This window comes from Streptomyces sp. NPDC059874, assembly GCF_042731135.1.
GTDB lineage: Bacteria > Actinomycetota > Actinomycetes > Streptomycetales > Streptomycetaceae > Streptomyces.
Genome location: NZ_JBHWJY010000035.1, coordinates 19,406 through 35,548 on the forward strand (window position 1 = coordinate 19,406; position 16,143 = coordinate 35,548).

At 69.9% G+C, this 16,143-nt stretch carries 19 protein-coding genes and 3 pseudogenes; 10 read left to right on the top strand and 12 right to left on the bottom strand.

Annotation, left to right across the window (positions count from 1 at the left end):
• Positions 1–3 precede the first annotated feature (3 nt).
• From ACFV9H_RS20925 to ACFV9H_RS20950, 6 genes are all read right to left on the bottom strand, one after another.
• The gene (locus ACFV9H_RS20925) at positions 4–531 is read right to left on the bottom strand and encodes a hemerythrin domain-containing protein (RefSeq protein WP_385400275.1); all 528 of its coding nucleotides are present in this window, start codon (positions 529–531) and stop codon (positions 4–6) included.
• 309 nt (positions 532–840) lie between these two features.
• The gene (locus ACFV9H_RS20930) at positions 841–1,446 is read right to left on the bottom strand and encodes an alkaline shock response membrane anchor protein AmaP (RefSeq protein ID WP_385400278.1); all 606 of its coding nucleotides are present in this window, start codon (positions 1,444–1,446) and stop codon (positions 841–843) included.
• 45 nt (positions 1,447–1,491) lie between these two features.
• Positions 1,492–2,145: a DUF6286 domain-containing protein gene (locus tag ACFV9H_RS20935; RefSeq protein WP_385400280.1), complete on the bottom strand. Its 654-nt coding sequence runs from the start codon at positions 2,143–2,145 to the stop codon at positions 1,492–1,494.
• 35 nt (positions 2,146–2,180) lie between these two features.
• On the bottom strand, positions 2,181–2,480 hold the full coding sequence (locus ACFV9H_RS20940; RefSeq protein ID WP_385400283.1) for a hypothetical protein: 300 nt from the start codon (positions 2,478–2,480) through the stop codon (positions 2,181–2,183).
• 101 nt (positions 2,481–2,581) lie between these two features.
• Positions 2,582–2,761 carry a hypothetical protein gene (locus ACFV9H_RS20945; protein WP_385400286.1) on the bottom strand — a complete coding sequence of 60 codons (180 nt, stop codon included), beginning with the start codon at positions 2,759–2,761 and terminating at the stop codon, positions 2,582–2,584.
• A gap of 69 nt (positions 2,762–2,830) precedes the next feature.
• Positions 2,831–3,340: an Asp23/Gls24 family envelope stress response protein gene (locus tag ACFV9H_RS20950; RefSeq protein WP_385400288.1), complete on the bottom strand. Its 510-nt coding sequence runs from the start codon at positions 3,338–3,340 to the stop codon at positions 2,831–2,833.
• A gap of 293 nt (positions 3,341–3,633) precedes the next feature.
• Here ACFV9H_RS20950 and ACFV9H_RS20955 point away from each other — a divergent pair, with 293 nt between their 5' ends.
• The 4 genes from ACFV9H_RS20955 to ACFV9H_RS20970 all read left to right on the top strand — a co-directional run bounded on the left by ACFV9H_RS20955 (position 3,634) and on the right by ACFV9H_RS20970 (position 5,602).
• Positions 3,634–4,149 (top strand): RNA polymerase sigma factor, encoded by a 516-nt coding sequence (locus ACFV9H_RS20955; protein WP_385400290.1) that lies wholly within the window; start codon positions 3,634–3,636, stop codon positions 4,147–4,149.
• Positions 4,140–4,808, top strand: a complete 669-nt coding sequence (locus tag ACFV9H_RS20960) for a hypothetical protein (RefSeq protein ID WP_385400293.1) — start codon at positions 4,140–4,142, stop codon at positions 4,806–4,808. Before ACFV9H_RS20955 ends, ACFV9H_RS20960 begins: the two co-directional genes overlap by 10 nt.
• Positions 4,805–5,167 (top strand): hypothetical protein, encoded by a 363-nt coding sequence (locus tag ACFV9H_RS20965; RefSeq protein ID WP_385400295.1) that lies wholly within the window; start codon positions 4,805–4,807, stop codon positions 5,165–5,167. Before ACFV9H_RS20960 ends, ACFV9H_RS20965 begins: the two co-directional genes overlap by 4 nt.
• Positions 5,168–5,353: 186 nt before the next feature.
• A complete protein-coding gene (locus tag ACFV9H_RS20970; RefSeq protein ID WP_385400297.1) occupies positions 5,354–5,602 on the top strand; it encodes a hypothetical protein in 249 nt (82 codons plus the stop codon).
• Between the two features lie 604 nt (positions 5,603–6,206).
• Here ACFV9H_RS20970 and ACFV9H_RS20975 read toward each other — a convergent pair.
• Together ACFV9H_RS20975 and ACFV9H_RS20980 are read right to left on the bottom strand one after the other, a co-directional pair.
• Positions 6,207–6,413 (bottom strand): annotated as a pseudogene (locus ACFV9H_RS20975) (PRC-barrel domain containing protein); the annotation flags it as partial.
• Positions 6,414–6,728: 315 nt separating this feature from the next.
• Entirely contained in the window at positions 6,729–7,067 is a 339-nt protein-coding gene (locus tag ACFV9H_RS20980) for an STAS domain-containing protein (protein ID WP_385400299.1), read from the bottom strand.
• Positions 7,068–7,495: 428 nt separating this feature from the next.
• Here ACFV9H_RS20980 and ACFV9H_RS20985 point away from each other — a divergent pair, with 428 nt between their 5' ends.
• The 3 genes from ACFV9H_RS20985 (at position 7,496) to ACFV9H_RS20995 (ending at position 8,843) form a co-directional block, all read left to right on the top strand.
• Positions 7,496–7,834 carry a hypothetical protein gene (locus ACFV9H_RS20985; RefSeq protein ID WP_385400302.1) on the top strand — a complete coding sequence of 113 codons (339 nt, stop codon included), beginning with the start codon at positions 7,496–7,498 and terminating at the stop codon, positions 7,832–7,834.
• Between the two features lie 156 nt (positions 7,835–7,990).
• Positions 7,991–8,317, top strand: a complete 327-nt coding sequence (locus tag ACFV9H_RS20990; protein WP_385400304.1) for a plasmid stabilization protein — start codon at positions 7,991–7,993, stop codon at positions 8,315–8,317.
• 250 nt (positions 8,318–8,567) lie between these two features.
• Entirely contained in the window at positions 8,568–8,843 is a 276-nt protein-coding gene (locus tag ACFV9H_RS20995) for an isoamylase early set domain-containing protein (protein ID WP_385400307.1), read from the top strand.
• 116 nt (positions 8,844–8,959) lie between these two features.
• Here the strand turns inward: ACFV9H_RS20995 and ACFV9H_RS21000 are convergent.
• The 3 genes and pseudogenes from ACFV9H_RS21000 to ACFV9H_RS21010 all read right to left on the bottom strand — a co-directional run.
• Positions 8,960–9,405: pseudogene (locus tag ACFV9H_RS21000) on the bottom strand (transposase domain-containing protein); the annotation flags it as partial.
• A gap of 66 nt (positions 9,406–9,471) precedes the next feature.
• Positions 9,472–10,506, bottom strand: a complete 1,035-nt coding sequence (locus ACFV9H_RS21005) for a 3-oxoacyl-ACP synthase III family protein (protein ID WP_385400310.1) — start codon at positions 10,504–10,506, stop codon at positions 9,472–9,474.
• Positions 10,503–12,248 carry a thiamine pyrophosphate-binding protein gene (locus ACFV9H_RS21010; RefSeq protein ID WP_385400313.1) on the bottom strand — a complete coding sequence of 582 codons (1,746 nt, stop codon included), beginning with the start codon at positions 12,246–12,248 and terminating at the stop codon, positions 10,503–10,505. The genes ACFV9H_RS21005 and ACFV9H_RS21010 overlap by 4 nt, the downstream gene beginning before the upstream one ends.
• A 111-nt stretch (positions 12,249–12,359) precedes the next feature.
• Between ACFV9H_RS21010 and ACFV9H_RS21015 the strand changes: the two are divergent.
• A pseudogene (locus tag ACFV9H_RS21015) lies at positions 12,360–12,520 on the top strand (SAM-dependent methyltransferase); the annotation flags it as partial.
• A 285-nt stretch (positions 12,521–12,805) separates the two neighbouring features.
• On the top strand, positions 12,806–13,363 hold the full coding sequence (locus ACFV9H_RS21020) for a redoxin domain-containing protein (protein WP_385400315.1): 558 nt from the start codon (positions 12,806–12,808) through the stop codon (positions 13,361–13,363).
• 750 nt (positions 13,364–14,113) lie between these two features.
• Here ACFV9H_RS21020 and ACFV9H_RS21025 read toward each other — a convergent pair.
• The gene (locus ACFV9H_RS21025; protein WP_385400317.1) at positions 14,114–14,407 is read right to left on the bottom strand and encodes an alpha/beta fold hydrolase; all 294 of its coding nucleotides are present in this window, start codon (positions 14,405–14,407) and stop codon (positions 14,114–14,116) included.
• A gap of 164 nt (positions 14,408–14,571) precedes the next feature.
• On the opposite strand from ACFV9H_RS21025, the gene ACFV9H_RS21030 reads away from it, so the two are divergent.
• Positions 14,572–15,606 (top strand): Kelch repeat-containing protein, encoded by a 1,035-nt coding sequence (locus ACFV9H_RS21030; protein WP_385400319.1) that lies wholly within the window; start codon positions 14,572–14,574, stop codon positions 15,604–15,606.
• The last annotated feature ends 537 nt before the right edge of the window (positions 15,607–16,143 follow it).

The window sequence follows — 16,143 nt, forward strand, 5'->3', positions numbered from 1 at the left end:
GATCTAGGAGGCCATGGCGTCGGCGAGCTTCCGCAGCAGAGGCTTGTGTGGGCGCTGGGGAGCATGTTCCCGGACTTCGGCCATGCGGGAGCCGATGGCCTGAAGAGCCTTGCGGCCGAGCGCCTCACGCACTTGGGGGAACCATTCCTTCTCCTCGAGATCCATGTGCCGCTCTACGGCGTCCATCAGGACCCGGGCCTTGGCATCGAAAGACTCGTGGTCCTGCTGCATGCCCTCCAGTTCGGCCGCGAGTACATTCGCCACATGGTGTTCCTCGTGGAACTCCAGCACCAGGGATCCGGTCTCCGGTACGAGCCGGCGCACCTGCGGGTACATCACCTCGTCCTCGATGAACGTGTGGACGGTCAGTTCGTGCAGGAGCTCTCTCACGATCTCGCCCCTGGCGACTGTTTCCTCCACGCCGTCTCCGGTACTCCCCAGCACCCGCTCACCGCCGGCACGGTAGGCATGGATCAGCTTCCGTATCTTCTTGTGATCGTCCCTGAGCATCACAATGGCGTCGGTGGACATGGCTGACTCCTCTGCGGTCTAACCCTCTCCGGCGCCTGCCCGCCACTCCCTTGAATATGCCGAGGGCCGCGCCCCAGCTTTCCCCGCAAACCCTTTTGACCTGCCCCTCCTCCTCGGCCGCCGTGATGCCGACGGCGCCTGTGAGGGGTTTCGGCCGCACCCCTACGAAGGCGTCCGCATCGCTCTGGCGTGGGAGAGCCGTGACGTCGCGCGACCGAGGGAGGGGACCCAGGAGTCCACGTCGCCGGGTGGAACAGGAGGAGTGGGTATTGGGGTGGCTGAGTCTTCAGGGGCGAGGCCGACCAGGGGCTATTCGGCGCGGTGGGCTTTGTGGGGGTCGATCCGCAGCTGTGCTGTCGCGGGGAGTCGGGTCCTGCCGGTGGACTGCCGGGCGCGTTCCAGTGGGCCGTCGCACAGCGACTGCAGGACGGGTCCGGGCCCGCTGCCGGGGGTGAGGGTGAGGTCGAGGTGGGCTTCTGGACGGCTGGGTCGACCGTCCATTCTCGCCCGGGCTTTGTGAACGCCAGGCTGTTGTCGGGCATCGGCGGCAAGAGCGTCGCTGAGGGCGCGTTCGCGTAGTTCCACACCGTCCACGGCGGGTGGTCCGCCGACAGGTATGTGCCCGGGGTGGGTACGGCGCAGTTGCGCCAACAGCCACCACAGTGCGAGCAGTACGACGATGGCCAAACCGGCGATCACTACCGGCCACCACCATCCTTCGTCCGTCCAGCGGGTGCGATCAGCGGCGCTGAGCAGGACGTCGCGGGGACTGGTCAACGGCCAGCCGTCGGGTGGTGTCATGCGCCAGCGTCGGTACAGGTCGAAGCCACCCGTCAGAATCAGGAGGCCTGTGCCGAGGAGGACGATGCCTGTCAGGGCCAGCAGGACGCGGTTGGTTGCGGATTTCCTCTTCATGAGATCCGTTTCCTGTCTCTTGCTTGCTGAGCTTCCCTGGACGAGTCACTTGCGGCGTGCGCGGACCCGGGCGGCTATCCAAGGTGGGTGTGCGAGGGCGAGCTGGGAGAGTTCGGCCTGCAGAGCGGCCAGGAGATCTGTTTTGACGTCGGCCGGGGGGCGGAACCGTACGGTCGCGCGCGCGTCGATGCGGTGCCGGCCGATGCGGATTCTGGCGGCGCTGACGCCGGGGACGCGCATGGCGGCATCCCGCAGGAGGAGAGCCGCAGCGTCGCGGTCCAACAGGGCCCGCACGTGGGCGTCGGGGGATTGGAGGGGCATCTGGTGACGCAGGCCCGGGGTGATGGCCAGGACGATCAGCCATAGGCCGAGGAGGGCGATGGCGGCTGCGCCGATCTGAATCCACATGTCATTCAGGGGCCGGGTGGCCAGTTCGTCCGCGAGGCGCGTGCGCCAGGTGGCGCGCCGGCCGGCCCGTACCCGCGTGATGTCGACGAGGTAGAGCCCGGCCGCGGCCGCGATGATCAGGGCCGTCACCGCGGCGGGTATCCGGCGTGCGGACCAAGGGCGGTCCCAGGGGCGCATGGCACGGTGCTGTGGGCCGGGCTGCTTGGTGAGCGGAATCACCGTGCGGGAGGTGACATCGTCGGCTGCGGTGGGTTGCCCCTTCTCGGCGGAGGGGTCGTGGTCCCGTTTCATGCCGGCTCTCCTTCCGGGTGGGAGTACCGTCCGGCTCACTGCACTCGTTGGTGTTCCAGACCGCCGTAGGGGACCAGGTGCTCAATGGAGAGGGTGACCTCGGTGATGCGAATCCCAGTCAAATGGGTCACTCGCTCGCTGACGTAGTTCTGCACCTGGCGAGAGGCGCCGGCGAGATCTATCGGGTAGGGCAGGTCCAGAGTCAATCCGAGCCGCGCCGAGCCGCTGTGGACGCTGACCGTGGCGCGCGGAGCGGCCAGTTTCACGTGACCGGATGGGCTGCGAGCATGCTTGGTCAGAGCCTCCTGCGCGGCGCGGACCGCAATGCGTGACACCACCCTCTCCGGAATCACCGTGGCGCCGCGTTCGGCGGCCGGTAGGACTGGTGGGGTCGAGGATGCTGCTCCCGCAGGCGGAGCAACGGCGGGCTGCGTGCTCACTGCTGGTTCCGGGGACGCTTGAAGTCGCTCATCTCCAGATCACCGTGGATCATGCCGCCGACCACCAGGCCTACCAGGCCAAGGACCGCCACGAGGAGGAACGCCCAGAAGCCACCGAAGAATGCGGCGAAGCCCAGGGCCATGCCGGCAGCCAGGCCTGTAGTTGCTGCGCTCATCTCACTCACCTGTTCTTCACGTCGTTCTCGTCCTGCCCGGTGGGCAGAGTGCCGGGGCAGGGTGGGGGGTCATTGCACGCGCCCCTCTCCCTCCTCGTCCTCCTCGTCGGGAAGGTGGACGTCGTCGACGGTGATGTTCACCTCGACGACCTCCAGGCCGGTCATGCGTTCCACCGCTGAAATGACGCTGGTGCGGATATCAGCGGCGACGTCCACGATGGCGACGCCGTACTCCACGACCACGTCGAGATCGATGGCCGCCTGACGTTCGCCCACCTCGACCTTCACGCCGCGCGAGACGCTGGGGCGACCGCCGACCTTGTCCGACACAGCCCCGAGCGTGCGGGCCATGCCGGTGCCGAGGCTGTGGATGCCCGGAACCTCACGGGTGGCCATGCCTGCGATCTTCTCCACCACACTGTCGGAAATAGTGGTCCGGCCCCGGGTCTCGGGCGCCGTCCCTGCGCCGGTGTCGCCCTCGAGCGTCTTGCCCGCAGGGCGCGCTTGGGCGCGAGTGCGGCGCTTGCCCTCGGGGTGTGGCTCATCCCCACCCGCGGTGGGGTTGGTGATGTCCGACATGAGGACCTCCCCAGGCTGTCCGTTCGGGCGCCGATGCGGTGCCCTGAAGGTTTAGACACACCTCAACGCGGATCCTCACTCCGCTCGTAGGACGCCGACCTCATACCATCGAAGAATGCGCACGCAGGCCGTGACAATCGTCTTCGGCGGAAAGCGAGCGGTGGATGCGTAACCGGACCAGACCCCCACCCCCACACGGCGCGGACCTCCCACTCCGGCCCGAACCGCAGCGGCTCACCGATGCCGCAGCGGGCCGCGACCCGCCCAGGGACCTCGATGACAGGGTGCTCGCCGTGCGAGCTTCCGAAGGGGACGAGGACGCGTTCGCCGCCCTGGTCCGCCGACACACGAGCCGCCTACTGGCCCTCGCGCAGCACCTCCTTGGCAACCGGTCGGATGCCGAGGACGCCGTTCAGGACGCCTTCCTCAGCGCCTGGCGCCAGCTGCCGGAATTCCGCCACAACGCTTCATTCAGTAGCTGGATGTACCGCATTGTCACGAACCGCTGTCTCAACACGATGCGCCACAGACCCCACCCTCTGCCCTTGGACACCGTCCCCGAACCCGCCGCCGCGGACGTGGACAGCTCACCACCCCGAGCCGCCGAGTCGGACGCAGCGACAGCCGCCCTCGCGCGAGCCCTCTTGGAACTCCGGCCCGAACTGCGCGTGTGCTGGGTCCTGCGCGAGCTACACGGCCTGCACTACGACGAGATCGCCCACGTGGTGGGCGCCAGCGAGCAAACCGTGCGCGGCAGACTGTTTCGCGCACGACGCGCTCTGATGGAGGCGATGCGCCCATGGCGCTAGACGACCCGCACCTCACCGCCGGCAACGAGCCCCACACCGTGGACGCCACCAAGCCCCAAGGACTCCCCAGCGCCGACGCCGAGATTCTTGCCGGCTCGGAGCTGCTGCCCTGCGGGCGCCCCCTTGGGCGTGCCTGGGAACAGGCCCGCGACCCGGCCACGGCCGACGCGCACACCGACCACTGCCCCTACTGCCAGGAGGCTGTCGAAGGGCTGACGGCCCTGGATCGGGCCACCCGCGCTCTACGCGGCGAGCAACAGCCTGACAGCCACAGCCTCGCCAACCGGGTCATCAACGCCGTACGGGCCGAGGTGCGGCTGGGCGCCATGCTGCTGCTGGACGACCCCGATCACGACCTGCGCATCGCCGAGAGTGCCGCCGCGAAAGAGCTGCGCCGTGCCGTCGACACGGTCCCTGGACTTCGCGCGGCCAGCTGCCGCGTGACCCCCGACCAGGACGATCGTGCCTCTCATGTCGTCACCATCACGATTGCAGCCACGCTCGACCTACCGTTGCCGGAACGGGCCGAGAAGGTACGCCAAGCCGTTCTCCGCGCGGCTGACCACATTCTCGGCCTCGCCGTCACGGCCGTCGACCTCAAGATCAATGCCGTACTGGAACCACCCGCGGTTCAGCGCCCTGAGCCGAGCCGGCGATGACCGACACCCGCAAGGACGTCCACCAGGCCGCAGCCCAGGCAGCCCTCGACGTCCCCGGTGTGGCCGGGCTCGAGCCCTCGCTCGCCGACCGGCTGGCCCTCGCAGCCGCCCGCGTGCAACACGCCGTAACAGCCGCAGCCATCACCTCCCAGCCTGAGCCGGCCGGCATACGCGCCCGGCTCACGCAGGAAGGCAGCTGGCACGTGGAAGTGCGCTGCGTCCTGCGGGCTGACCGAAGTGTGGTCGCCACAGCCCGGCTGGTACGCGAAGAGGTACGGACCGCAGTCACCGCGTGCCTCGTTCAGCACGAGGAAGCCGGCCCGGTCACGGTCCTGGTGTCGGTTACCCGCACGGTTTAGCCCACCCCGTCGCGCTGGCCTGGAGCTGCTTCGGACTGGCGGCCTCTGCCATCACTTCATCTCCCCCTGACTGGCACCTGCCGCGTGATGCGCTGCTACGCAAACACTGATGACGGTTCGATCGCGATTGCATAACGGACGGTAGAGCCGACGCATCCCGGCAGCTTGGACGCCCGTTGGCGCTGCGTGGAGGAACTGGGATGCGCCGAGGTCGCCGATGCCTACAGGATGGACGCGCACGCTGACCCGGCCAGATGCACGCAGGGCACCGGCACCGGCACCGGCGATGCGCGTGGCAAGACCGAGCATTCGAGCAGGCTGGAGCGGGGGCAAGCGCTGCTCACCGGCCAGGCGTGTCCTCGCCTGCGGAACGCCCTGCTGGCTGGCTCCGCAGTCACCATCCTGGCTGGGGCCATGTCGGTCGTCACTCGCTGACCACCCAAGCTCGGAAATGGGTGGCCAGTTCCGAATCCCTCACCGCAGTGCCAGTCCTCGCCCCACCCGAGGCCTGTCAGAACACACCCCCGCTGAGTGATGACTGCGGGCCCGGCGGGGTCCTGCGTGCGTGGGGTGTGACGGGTCGGGCCGTTCTCAGGGCCCTTCGTCGCGCATCTGGTCCTCGCCGGCGGCTTGTCTCCTCTTGGCGGCGCCGCTCAAGTTCCTCGGGGCTTTTCCCTCATGCGCCCTGGCCGGCGTGCACGTGGTCGGCGACTTCAACGACTGGCGGCCCGGCGTCCACACCCTCATGGCCCGTAAGGACGGCAAGCAGGAGCGGTCACGATTGCGCTGCCCAGTGAAGGCGTCCAGTCCTCCCGGTATCAGGCCGCCGGGGACTACTGGTTCAACGACGAGAGCGCCGGCGACACGGACGGCCCCAACGGCCGCCTCCACGCCTGATCCGCCCGCCAGGTGTGACCCGGGCCCGGACGGGCCGTTGATCCGCAGACAGGCCCACCGCGCAGCCGAGCCGTGTGACGCCTTGCCGGCGCGCCTGGAAGCAGGCCGTCATCCTGTGCTGCCTGGTGGGGCAACGGTCCGGGGGCTCGGCGGTGTGCTTCATCTCATCGAACTCGGGGGCGTCCTTGATCCGGTCCTTCGTCCGGTCGACGTAAACCGTCTCCGCGGCAGTGTCGATCAGCTTGATCGTTCCGGCGGGCAGCAGGACGTGCTTGCCGAAGATCCACACCCCGGTGTCGACGACGATGTAGGAGGCGCGGACGTCCTCGGAGTGCTTGCTGATCTTTCCGCTTTATCCATGATTATGGGCAATCTGCCCAGATCGAGTCGGACGCAAAACCCGAGCAGGGGAGAGCCCCTCCGCTGTCTGCCGATGGGTCCCTCAGGAGTGCCGCCCGTTTCCGCTCCACGACCACGTCCGGGCCCGCGCCGGGCGAGGCGGCCCAGCCGAGCCGGCCGTGCCCGCGCACCGGCAGCAGGGCTTGGGCGGCGTTGCACCCGGTGCATACCGTGCTACCGCCCCGCCACTAGATCAGCAGTCGCGGCCGTGCCTGTGCCGTCAGGCCGCAGCGGTGACCGCCTGGTGCTCCCTGATGGTGCGCGGTCAGGTGTACGTAATCGGAAAGAGAGTGTCGGAGCCGGTCACTTCCAGCAGGCGAAGGAACTGCGGCTGCGGGTTGCGCAGGCTGATCTGCTTCCCGCGTTTGGCCGCGGTGTGCCGAGCCTGGATGAGGGCGTTGAGGCCGGAGGAGTCACAGAAGGAGAGCTCGGAGAGTTCGACGACGATGTTGTGCGCGGCGTCGGGCTGGGTGATTGCGGTGTGCAGAGCAGTGTGCAGCATCGGGGCCCTGTCGATGTCCAACTCGCCGCCGACGTGCACGACAACCTGCTGGTCATCACTGTCCACCCACATGCCGGGGCCGCCGTCGTCATGATCTCCCATGGTGCCCATGATGGCGCAGGCCGGGCGTGAGGAGTTAGGTCCGGACACAGGCTCTGCAGACGCCTGGCGGCCGGCACCTCCGTCGTCGCGCTGATCAAGTCGAGTGAGATCTCCTCGCCACCGCCTGATCCTCCCCACGCCACGTCCAACGACCGCGCACCGCACCGGGGCGCAACCCGTGGCGTGCAAGCGGTGGGCCCGCTGCCGAGCTCGTCCAGGAGCCCGACAGCGACCAGCCCGTCGAGCCGCAGTGTAGGGGGGCAAGGCTGTTCAGGTTCCGCGAGCCCGAATGGGGACTTCGGTGCGCGGTGTCCCGGCTCAGGACGCGCCGTCGACGCACGGGACCTGGCGCTGCTGCTGGACATGCTCGGGCTGCTGCCCGGAGCCGACCCTCGTCTGGGTGAGGCCACGAGCGAGGTGAGGTCTCGGTGAGCAGCCGTACCGTGATCCTTGGTTTCGCCGACATCCCGGGTGTGCTGGTGATGGAGGCCGAGGGCAATCTGACTCATGAGGAGCTGGTTGCGGGACCTGCCCGCTGGCGAGCGCGTCTGGTTGTCCACAAGCCGGCTTTCGCGACCCCGGAAGGCGCGCGCAGGCGCGAGCAACTGCTGGTCTTCTGGATGCCGGCGTCCGCCGATGCGCAGGAAGAGGCCTACACCGCCGGCTACGACGCCTTGAAGGAGTACCTCCCGGACGTGCACGTCCACCTCACCGCCAGACGGAAACACCAGCTGAAGCACCGAAGGCTCGTCCCCCTCGCCGGTTGAACACCCGTCGCCGCGCTCTGTCCCCGCGCGGCGGCAGCCAAGCCGAGTGGGCAGACCCGAGCGGCCCCCTCGTCTGGCCCGGCGGAGATGCGCGGTGCCCGGGTGGCGCCCAGCATGACGGTGACCCCAAAACACTGTCGAGAAAGGGGATGTGTCATGCCCAGAGGTTCCAGCTCCAAGCGTGAGCGTCAGTACGAGCACATCAAGGAATCCGGTGAGCAGCGCGGTATGTCGGAGGGCCGTGCGAAGGAGATGGCTGCCCGCACGGTGAACAAGGAACGTGCCCGTTCGGGGGAGAGCAAGACGGCCAGTCGCAGTTCGACGCAGGGCAAGTCCGCCTCGCAGCGGGGCGGTGAGAGGTCTGGCGGCGGCGGTTCATCGGAACGTACCAAGGACGAGCTGTATCAGGAGGCGAAGAAGCGCAACATCGAGGGCCGCTCGACGATGACGAAGCAGCAGCTCAAGAACGCCCTCGGCCACTGATCGCACCTGGGCCCGGCTCCTGGCCACCGGGCTCACCGTCGGCGCCCCTTGGCATCGAGGACCGTCGCGGCCGGGCCCCCGTGGAGGCCGAGGCCACACCGGCTGCCGACGCCAGGAACGTGCCGTGCTCGCACTGGTGGCACCGGGCGGGTGAAGCCGGTGCCCCCAGCGGCCGCGTGCAGGTGCCCGGGCTTGGTGCCTGCCGCAGGATGAGCGGAAACAGCCACCTCGTCTGCAGGAGCTCTCCGCCATGCTCGAACGCAAGCTGCTCAAGGACCGCGCTCAGGTCACCTTCGTCCTGCCCGCCGACATTCCGCCCGGCCCGGTCAGCGTCGTCGGTGACTTCAACAAGTGGAAGCCGGGCGCCCACATCCTTGAGCCCCGCGGTGACGGCATGCGGGCCGTCACGGTCGGCCTGCCGGCGAAGCGTGTGCATTCCTTCCGCTACCTGGCCGCGGGCGACTACTGGTTCGACGAGGACCACGCCGACGGCCACGACGGCACCAACAGCCTCCTGCACACCTGATCCGACATCCCGGGCGCGCGACCGGCTCCTGCCCAGTTTTCACCGGCCGGGGCGCTGGCTCCGGCCGATCGGGTTCGGTGCCGGAGGGGGGCGAGCAGCCGGACGTCGCCGAAGCAAGGGGCCTTGAGCGAACTGCAGCCGTCGAACGCCAGTGTCCGCCAGCGCCGGTAGCTGACGCCGGGCGTTGCGGGCCGCGCCAGCGGCACCGCCAGAACGTCGAACAGAACTCTCATCGGTTCCGGCCCGAGACGTCGGCGCAGCTGTCGCAGGGCGGCGTCCGAGGGAGTGCAGAGGCCCAGGTCCGACAGGCCGGCCACGGGCTTGTCCCACACGCGCCGGTATCCCAGGGTGGGGAACAGTCCAGGGCCAGGACGAAGTGGATGCAGACGCGCGACGGAAGCGTACGCACGCGAGCCTGAACGGTTCTGGTCTCGTCAAGGACGTCATCGACGAGCTCGAACGGTAGGTGCTGAGTCAGCCCACCGAGGTGGCCCGGCGCGAAGGCGCCCGCGGCAACTGTCGTAGTGCGCGTCATGGTGCACGTGAAGAACTGACTCGGCAACGGCCGAGGTGCGGGCCGTCGCTGGGCGTGGCGGGATCTGCTCGGATGCCGTCGGCTGCCTGGGGCCTATGCCTTCCCTTCGCCGGCGCCGCGGCCGCCCCAGCGGACCGCCGCGGCGCCGGTGAAGTCCCCGGCGTGCGCGAACCCGGCGAACACCACAAGGTCGCCTGGCCGGATCCGGCCCGCCTCGACCGCCAGGTCGAGATTGACTGGCAGCGCGGCGCCGAACAGGTTCCCGCACCGGTCGAAGGTGTCGTGGTGGCGTTCCGGCAATACCCGCAAAGCCTCCCGCCAGGTGCGCAGGAACAGCCGGTTCGGTTGGTTGGTGATCAGCGCGTCGATCTCCGTGGTCGCCAGACCGAGCCCGCCGCATAGCTCCTCGACGGCCTCGGGCACCAGCCGGTTGCCGCGTTCCAGGACCCGGGCGATGCCCGCCTCGCTGAACGCGATCCGGAACTGCTCCGTCCCGGGCTCCCAGTACTTGCGGTCCTCCGCACAGCGCAGCCGCATCTCGCCCGCGTACGCGGGGACGGCGCGGGCCAGCGAGCCCAGGATGGGGGCGGAGTCCCCCTCCGTCAGATAGGCCACCCCGCAGCCGTCGCCCGGGATCGCGGCCTGGGGGTCCCCGAGCACCCCGGGGTCGGTGTAGACCCAGCCGGCCGTGGTCTGGGAGTTGCAGATCAGTGCGGACCGCGCCGAGGTACCGAGGATCAACTCACGGGCCGTCTTCAGCATGCAGACAAACGACACGCAGCCGCCGCCGGCCAGGTCGATCAGCCACTCCGGGTTCAGGCCGAGGCGGCGGGCCACCTCGGTGCCGGCACCGATGAACGGGAGGTCCGGCAGCTGGGAGTGGACGATCAGTACGTCCACGTCCCGGATCGTGGCCTCGCCCTGGCGTTCCACCAGCGGCCGCACCGCCCGTTCGATCATGTCCACGTTGCTCTCGTCCCGGGCCGCGTGGTGCCGGTGGGCGGGTGCGTCGAAGATCGCATTGCCGCTCAGCGGGTGGTGACTGGCCGCGTGTGCCGTGAAGTACCGGGCGGGCACCGGCTCCCCGGGCAGGTAGTGCGAGACGTCGACGAGACTGACGGTGGTCATGCGATGCCCCCGGATGGCGGTTCAGGTGGTTCGGATGGTTCGGGGTGTTCCGGGGTGCCGGAACGGATGGCGGCGAGGAAGGGGAGGAAGGGCGGTACCTCGAACGGGTCGCAGTCCACTGCCGCCAGTGCCGGGCCGCGGCCGTGGTTGCCGCGGAGCAGGGCCCGGCGCAGGCTGTCCGCGTCGGCTGCCCGGGTGACCGGGAGGGTGGGGAACGCAGCGGCCGCGCCCGCGCCGATGTCGGTCGGCCGGAACAGGTTGAAGCTGTATTCGTCGGGGTAATACAGCCGTTCCCTGATCGCGCACATGCCGTGGGCGTTGTTGTTGAAGATCACGAACGTGACGGGGGCGTCGTGCTGCACCGCGGTGTGCACCTCCAGGCCGTGCATGTAGAAAGCACCGTCACCCGCAAGCACGTAGGTGCGCCGCCCCGTGGCGAGCGCCGCGCCGATCCCGGCGCCGAAGGCATAGCCCATTCCACCCATCCCGGCCGCCAGCACGAAACCGCCCTCGCGCGGGACCGGGAGGTGGTGGATGGCGGCCGCGCCGGCGTTGCCCGCATCGACGAAGACCAGCGCGTCGGGCGGCAGTGCCGCCTCGATGGCGGCCATCGCCTCGGCGTAGGACAGCACCCCGGGATGCGCCACACCGGCATGGGCCGCCCCAGGGGGGCGGGGGCGCGGGCGGTCGAGGCCCTGGCCTTGGGGACCCGGGGGGCCTGGGCACGGGCGGTCGGACGGCTCCAGCCCGTCGAGTAGGGCGCGCAGCGTGGACCGGAGATTGCCGAGCACGGGGAGGGCGGGGACGAACGGAGGTTCCGGGCCGAGGGAGATGACCGAGGTGTCCGCCAGTGCCTCCTCCAGTCCCGCCCGCGCCAGGTGGGGCAGGCGGGTGCCCACGAGCAGGCAAACATCCGTGCGCCGCATACGGCTCTCGACGCCCGTATGCCCCATCACCCCCGTCACCCCTGCGTACCGGGGATCGTGGTTGTCGAACGCGTCCTTGGCGTCCGGGGTGACAGCCACCCACGCACCGAGCCGGCGTGCCAGCGCGGCGAGTTCGGCGCGAACGGCGGTCGCGGCCACCCCCGCGCCCGCGATGACCAGCACATCGGTGGCCGCCCGCAGCCCGGCCAGCGCCCGGTCGAGCGCAGCAGGGTCCACCTGGGCCGCGGGAGGATCCGCGGGCCTCGGCCACGCGGTGCGGCCCGCCGGGGCCCGCTGCACATCCTTGGGCAGGAGCAGCACGGCGGGCCCGGCGGGGTCCGTACGCGCGGCGGTGACGGCCCGGGGCAGCAGCTCGGCAAGAGCGTCCGGATTCCCGACCCGGGCGCAGAACCGGGACACGGCGGCGAACACCCTGCCCGCGTCGAGGGAACCGGCCTGGCCGCTGCCGTCCTGGAAGGCTCCCCTGCCTTCGAGACCGGTCTCCGGCTGCCCCACCAGAGCCAGTACCGGCACCCGGGAGGCGTAGGACTCGGCAAGCCCGGGCACCAGGTTCATCGCGCCGCCGCCCGAGGTCGCCGCGACCACCCCGAGGCGCCCGGTGACCCTGGCGTACGCGTCGGCCATCGCGGCCGCGGAGAACTCGTGCTTGGCCACGACGCCACGGACGCCGCCGCGAGCGGTGTGGAGGGCGTCGTACAGGTCCTCGATGTTGGCGCCGCCCACACCGAAGACATGGCTGACACCCAGTCCGGCCAACTCACCGACCAGCCGATCCACGACCCGGGGCTCCCGCACGCGCCCAGCCTGGCTCCGGTGGCCCGGGCCCGCAAATGAGAACGGCCGACATTTCCTGCCAAAACCTGCCCTCCCGCCCCTGTGCGCCCGCGATCTCCACGCGAACGGCCGAACAACGCCAGGCGGGCCCATCCGGTGCTGCGGTTCGACGAGGCGCGGATGGAGGCCCTGCCGGTCGAGGACTGCGCGCTCGGCGGAGTGCCGGCCCACTACTCGGTGATCCATGCCCGCCTCGGGGATTGCCCGCGCTGCTCGCCGAGCCGGTGCGCGTCCGGTCACAGCACTGGATGTCACTGCGCCATCGCCATGCGAGCACAGGGCCGGGGTGAACGTCTTCGCGGCTTGCCGGATGGCGTCGACGAGGCGCGTCTGGATGCCGGCGTCGAAGCCATCTTCGCGCCGGCCACACGGCAGGCAGGGGACGTCTCGTATGAAGGGCTCGCTCGGAATCCTTGACCAGTCTGACAAGACAGCACGGGCCGTCAGGGAACGCCCGGGGAATGCGGCCGGGTCAGAGTGCGGGCACGAAGTGCAGCCCGCGTCTGAAGGAGGCCGTGATGAGGCTCGAACCGGGGCGCAAGGCCCCAGACATCGAAGGCTCTGACGTGTCCAGCGGGAGCGTATCGCCGCGGGACCTGGTCGGGCGGACCGTCATCCTGAAGTTCTACCGTTTTGCCGCCTGCCCGATCTGCAACCTGCATGTGCGTGAGCTGGTGCGGCGGGCCGGTGAGCTGGAGGCGGCTGGGGTGGTACCGGTCGCGGTGCTCCACTCTCCCGCGCACAGGCTGCGCAAGAGCCTGGACGGCTACCAGGTTCCTTTCACCGTGATCGCGGATCCGGAGAAGTGCCTCTTCCGTGCTTACGGGGTGGAGTCGTCGCTCGGTGGCATGTTCACCGGCGCGGTGGCCCGGGACTACGGGCGGGCCATGCGGGCCGGGATCTTCTGCCGTCCGATCGGTCACGAGGGAGGCGTCCAGGGGCACCCGGCCGACTTTCTGATCGACTCGGAGGGTGTCCTGCGGCCGGCGCGCTACGGCCGCGACTACGCGGACACGATGGGCGTCGACGCCGTACTCGACGCGGCTACGGCGATGCGCGCGCACCAGCCTTCATAGCCCGCACCGCGCCCAGCCGATCGAAGGTGGTGCGGGCCTGAGCGAGGAGGTCGCGGTCGGCATCGGTCGATCCCGCACCCGCCCGGGCGGCCCCGCAGCCTCGACCGCGCGGCCCAGAACGGCTGCCGGGCTCGTTCGTAGAGCCCGGCAGCCGCCAGGAAACGGTTCCTGGCCCCGGCTGGGTCTCCCTCGGCCAGTGCCAGGGAGCCGTGCGCGTCTTCGGCCATCGCACTCCAGGCGGCGCTCTGGAACAGCTCCGCGACCTGCCCGGCGGCGCTCGCCGCGGCCCGGGCGGCGGAGGCCCCTTCGGTTCCGGGCTTTCGGCTCGCGGCAGGCTGGGGCGGATGCCGGGACGTACTGTGCAGAGCGTTAGCAAGGCCGCAATTCGACCAGGTTGGCGCCTGCCTCGGGGAAGAGTGGCTCACCGGGCTCAATCGCGTGCCTGGCAGGCTGCGAGGCGATGGGCCCAGTTGTCGTTGGCGTAAGCGGCCCAGCGGGTCGCGGTGTCCGGGTAGAGGCCGAAGCGGTCGCGACCACGATGGGCGGCATGTCGGTGACGGCTTCGATCATGGCGGTGTTGCGGGCGGGGCGGACGGGACGGCGGAACAACCCTGCTTTCGGGTCAGCGATTTGGTCTTCGAGGAGCTGGGCGAGCCTGGGTGGTAGTAGGACTGGGGTGCTGGCCGAGGGGCCCGTAGTCACGCACCTGTGCCTCCACGATCACATGATCATCCGTGGGTGGTGCGTTGATCACCTGAGGGTGCCTTCGTTTATCGACACTTGTCCAGCGGCGTTGGTGACGGGCAGCGGAAACGTGGCGAAGCCGGTCGGCGGCGGTGTCTCCTTGGTCTCCTCGGTCGGGAAACCGAAGGCCGACGACAGGAACACGACGCGGTTGACCTTTGCGACGGTGTGCTTGTGCAGCGTCCGCGCGGCGGTCTGCCCGCCGAGCGAGTAGCCGATCAGGGTGGCGTTTCCGTCCGTCGGCTTCGCACGCGCGATGGCGTCGCCGACGACCTGACACAAACCACTACTGCGGGCCATCCGGTGGAATCTGCCTGCGGGGCGACAGCGCGTCCGACCACAGGGGAACAATTCGGGCCGCATGCCCCTGCGGACGAGGAGACCAGTTGTTTCTGCGAACGAGTAAATCGGCTGACCCCGAGCGCGCCGGGAGAGAAGGACGGCGGGGCCGCCTGGGACTGGGGATGTTGCTGTCCGCTGTCGCGATGCTGGTGGGGGTGTTGCCGGCCGCCGCCGTCAACGGGACGGTGTGGACGACGTTGCCGTCGATGCCCACGGCGCGGTACGGCCCGGCTTCGGCGGCAGCCCCCTGCCCGCCGGGGCAGACAGGCACCTGCGTCTACGCCGTCGGCGGGTTCACCAGCGCCGAATCGGGCACGCTGGAGTCGTACAACCGGCTCACCAATGCCTGGTCGACCCTGGCGTCGCTGATCACACCCCGTCACTTCTTGGCATCGGCGGCGGCTCCTTGCCCCGCGGGCCAGACCGGCACCTGCGTCTACGCCGTGGGTGGCGCCATCGGCAGCACCCCCACGACCACGGTGGAGTCCTACAACCCGGCCACCAATGCCTGGTCCACGGTGACCTCGATGAACGTGGCCCGGCTGGGGCACGGCGCGGCGGCCGCTCCTTGTCCGCTGGGGCAGACCGGCACCTGCGTGTACGCCGTGGGCGGCAACGATCCGGGATCGGTGGAGGCGTACAACCCGGCCACCAACGCGTGGAGCACCGTCTCCCCGATCGCGCCCCGGGGCGAACTGGCGGCGGCGGCCGCTCCTTGTCCCCGAGGCCAGAGCGGCATCTGCGTCTACGCCGTGGGCGGCTTCGCCAGCGGCGTCACCGGCAGGGTGGAGTCGTACAACCCGGCCACCAATGCCTGGAGTCCGGTGGCATCACTGCCCACACCCCGTACTTTGTTGGCGGCGACGGCCACCAGCTGCCCGCCGGGGCAGTCCGGTGTTTGTGTGTACGCCGTGGGCGGCGCCGTAGCGGGCTCGGCCGCCGTGCGCACGATGGAGTCGTACAACCCCGCCACCAACGCGTGGACGACACTGCCCTCGATGCCCACGGCCCGGTCGGCCCTGGCGGCGGCGGCCGCGCAGTGTCCGCCCGGATCAACCGGTAACTGCGTGTACGCCATCGGCGGCTCCAACGGCAGCACTCCCGTAGGCGCACTGGAAGCCCTCGACCCGCCGGAGGTCCGGCGCGGCCTCGAGTAGTGCTTTGCCAGGTGGGTGTCGTAGGGCTGCCGTGGGACGGTCTGCTGGCAGGGGGGGGCTGGTTCCGGTCCAGGTGGCGATGAGGTGTTGGAGGAGGTCCAGGGCCTGGTAGCGGGGCAGGCCCGGCCTGAGAGGGCTGTACCCGCCCGATGCGCAACGGCCCAGGCAGGAGATGCAATGCACGCCAGACCAGAGAGTCGCGAGCGTCCGACGGACGGGCATGCGAACCAGAGACCGAGGTCGCGGAACCGGCGACGGGCATGGCTGTCCGGAACCCTTTGCTCCGGGAGACTCCGCGGGGCCGGGGCCGGGGCCGGGCCGGGGCCCGGAAGCGGTGGCTCGTGTTGTCTCTCTGCCTGATCATGGGCGTCGTCGGCTCCGGCGAATCAATGGCTGCTGCCTCGTATCGTCGCCCAAGCTCTGCGACGAGGTACCGACCAGCGTCGCAGTCCGGGATCACTGGCTGCACTTCAGGGTGCCGCCCGGCCTGATGCCGGATCCACCGTTCGACGGGCGCCTGGCGAAGCTCCAGGTCCA

What these genes read in the sequence shown, in the direction of transcription:
- ACFV9H_RS20925 (WP_385400275.1), bottom strand. Translation starts at nt 531, where the DNA reads ATGTCCACCGACGCCATTGTGATGCTCAGGGACGATCACAAGAAGATA.
- ACFV9H_RS20930 (WP_385400278.1), bottom strand. Translation starts at nt 1,446, where the DNA reads ATGAAGAGGAAATCCGCAACCAACCGCGTCCTGCTGGCCCTGACAGGC.
- ACFV9H_RS20935 (WP_385400280.1), bottom strand. Translation starts at nt 2,145, where the DNA reads ATGAAACGGGACCACGACCCCTCCGCCGAGAAGGGGCAACCCACCGCA.
- ACFV9H_RS20945 (WP_385400286.1), bottom strand. Translation starts at nt 2,761, where the DNA reads ATGAGCGCAGCAACTACAGGCCTGGCTGCCGGCATGGCCCTGGGCTTC.
- ACFV9H_RS20950 (WP_385400288.1), bottom strand. Translation starts at nt 3,340, where the DNA reads ATGTCGGACATCACCAACCCCACCGCGGGTGGGGATGAGCCACACCCC.
- ACFV9H_RS20960 (WP_385400293.1), top strand. Translation starts at nt 4,140, where the DNA reads ATGGCGCTAGACGACCCGCACCTCACCGCCGGCAACGAGCCCCACACC.
- ACFV9H_RS20965 (WP_385400295.1), top strand. Translation starts at nt 4,805, where the DNA reads ATGACCGACACCCGCAAGGACGTCCACCAGGCCGCAGCCCAGGCAGCC.
- ACFV9H_RS20980 (WP_385400299.1), bottom strand. Translation starts at nt 7,067, where the DNA reads ATGGGAGATCATGACGACGGCGGCCCCGGCATGTGGGTGGACAGTGAT.
- ACFV9H_RS20990 (WP_385400304.1), top strand. Translation starts at nt 7,991, where the DNA reads ATGCCCAGAGGTTCCAGCTCCAAGCGTGAGCGTCAGTACGAGCACATC.
- ACFV9H_RS20995 (WP_385400307.1), top strand. Translation starts at nt 8,568, where the DNA reads ATGCTCGAACGCAAGCTGCTCAAGGACCGCGCTCAGGTCACCTTCGTC.
- ACFV9H_RS21005 (WP_385400310.1), bottom strand. Translation starts at nt 10,506, where the DNA reads ATGACCACCGTCAGTCTCGTCGACGTCTCGCACTACCTGCCCGGGGAG.
- ACFV9H_RS21020 (WP_385400315.1), top strand. Translation starts at nt 12,806, where the DNA reads ATGAGGCTCGAACCGGGGCGCAAGGCCCCAGACATCGAAGGCTCTGAC.
- ACFV9H_RS21025 (WP_385400317.1), bottom strand. Translation starts at nt 14,407, where the DNA reads ATGGCCCGCAGTAGTGGTTTGTGTCAGGTCGTCGGCGACGCCATCGCG.
- ACFV9H_RS21030 (WP_385400319.1), top strand. Translation starts at nt 14,572, where the DNA reads ATGTTGCTGTCCGCTGTCGCGATGCTGGTGGGGGTGTTGCCGGCCGCC.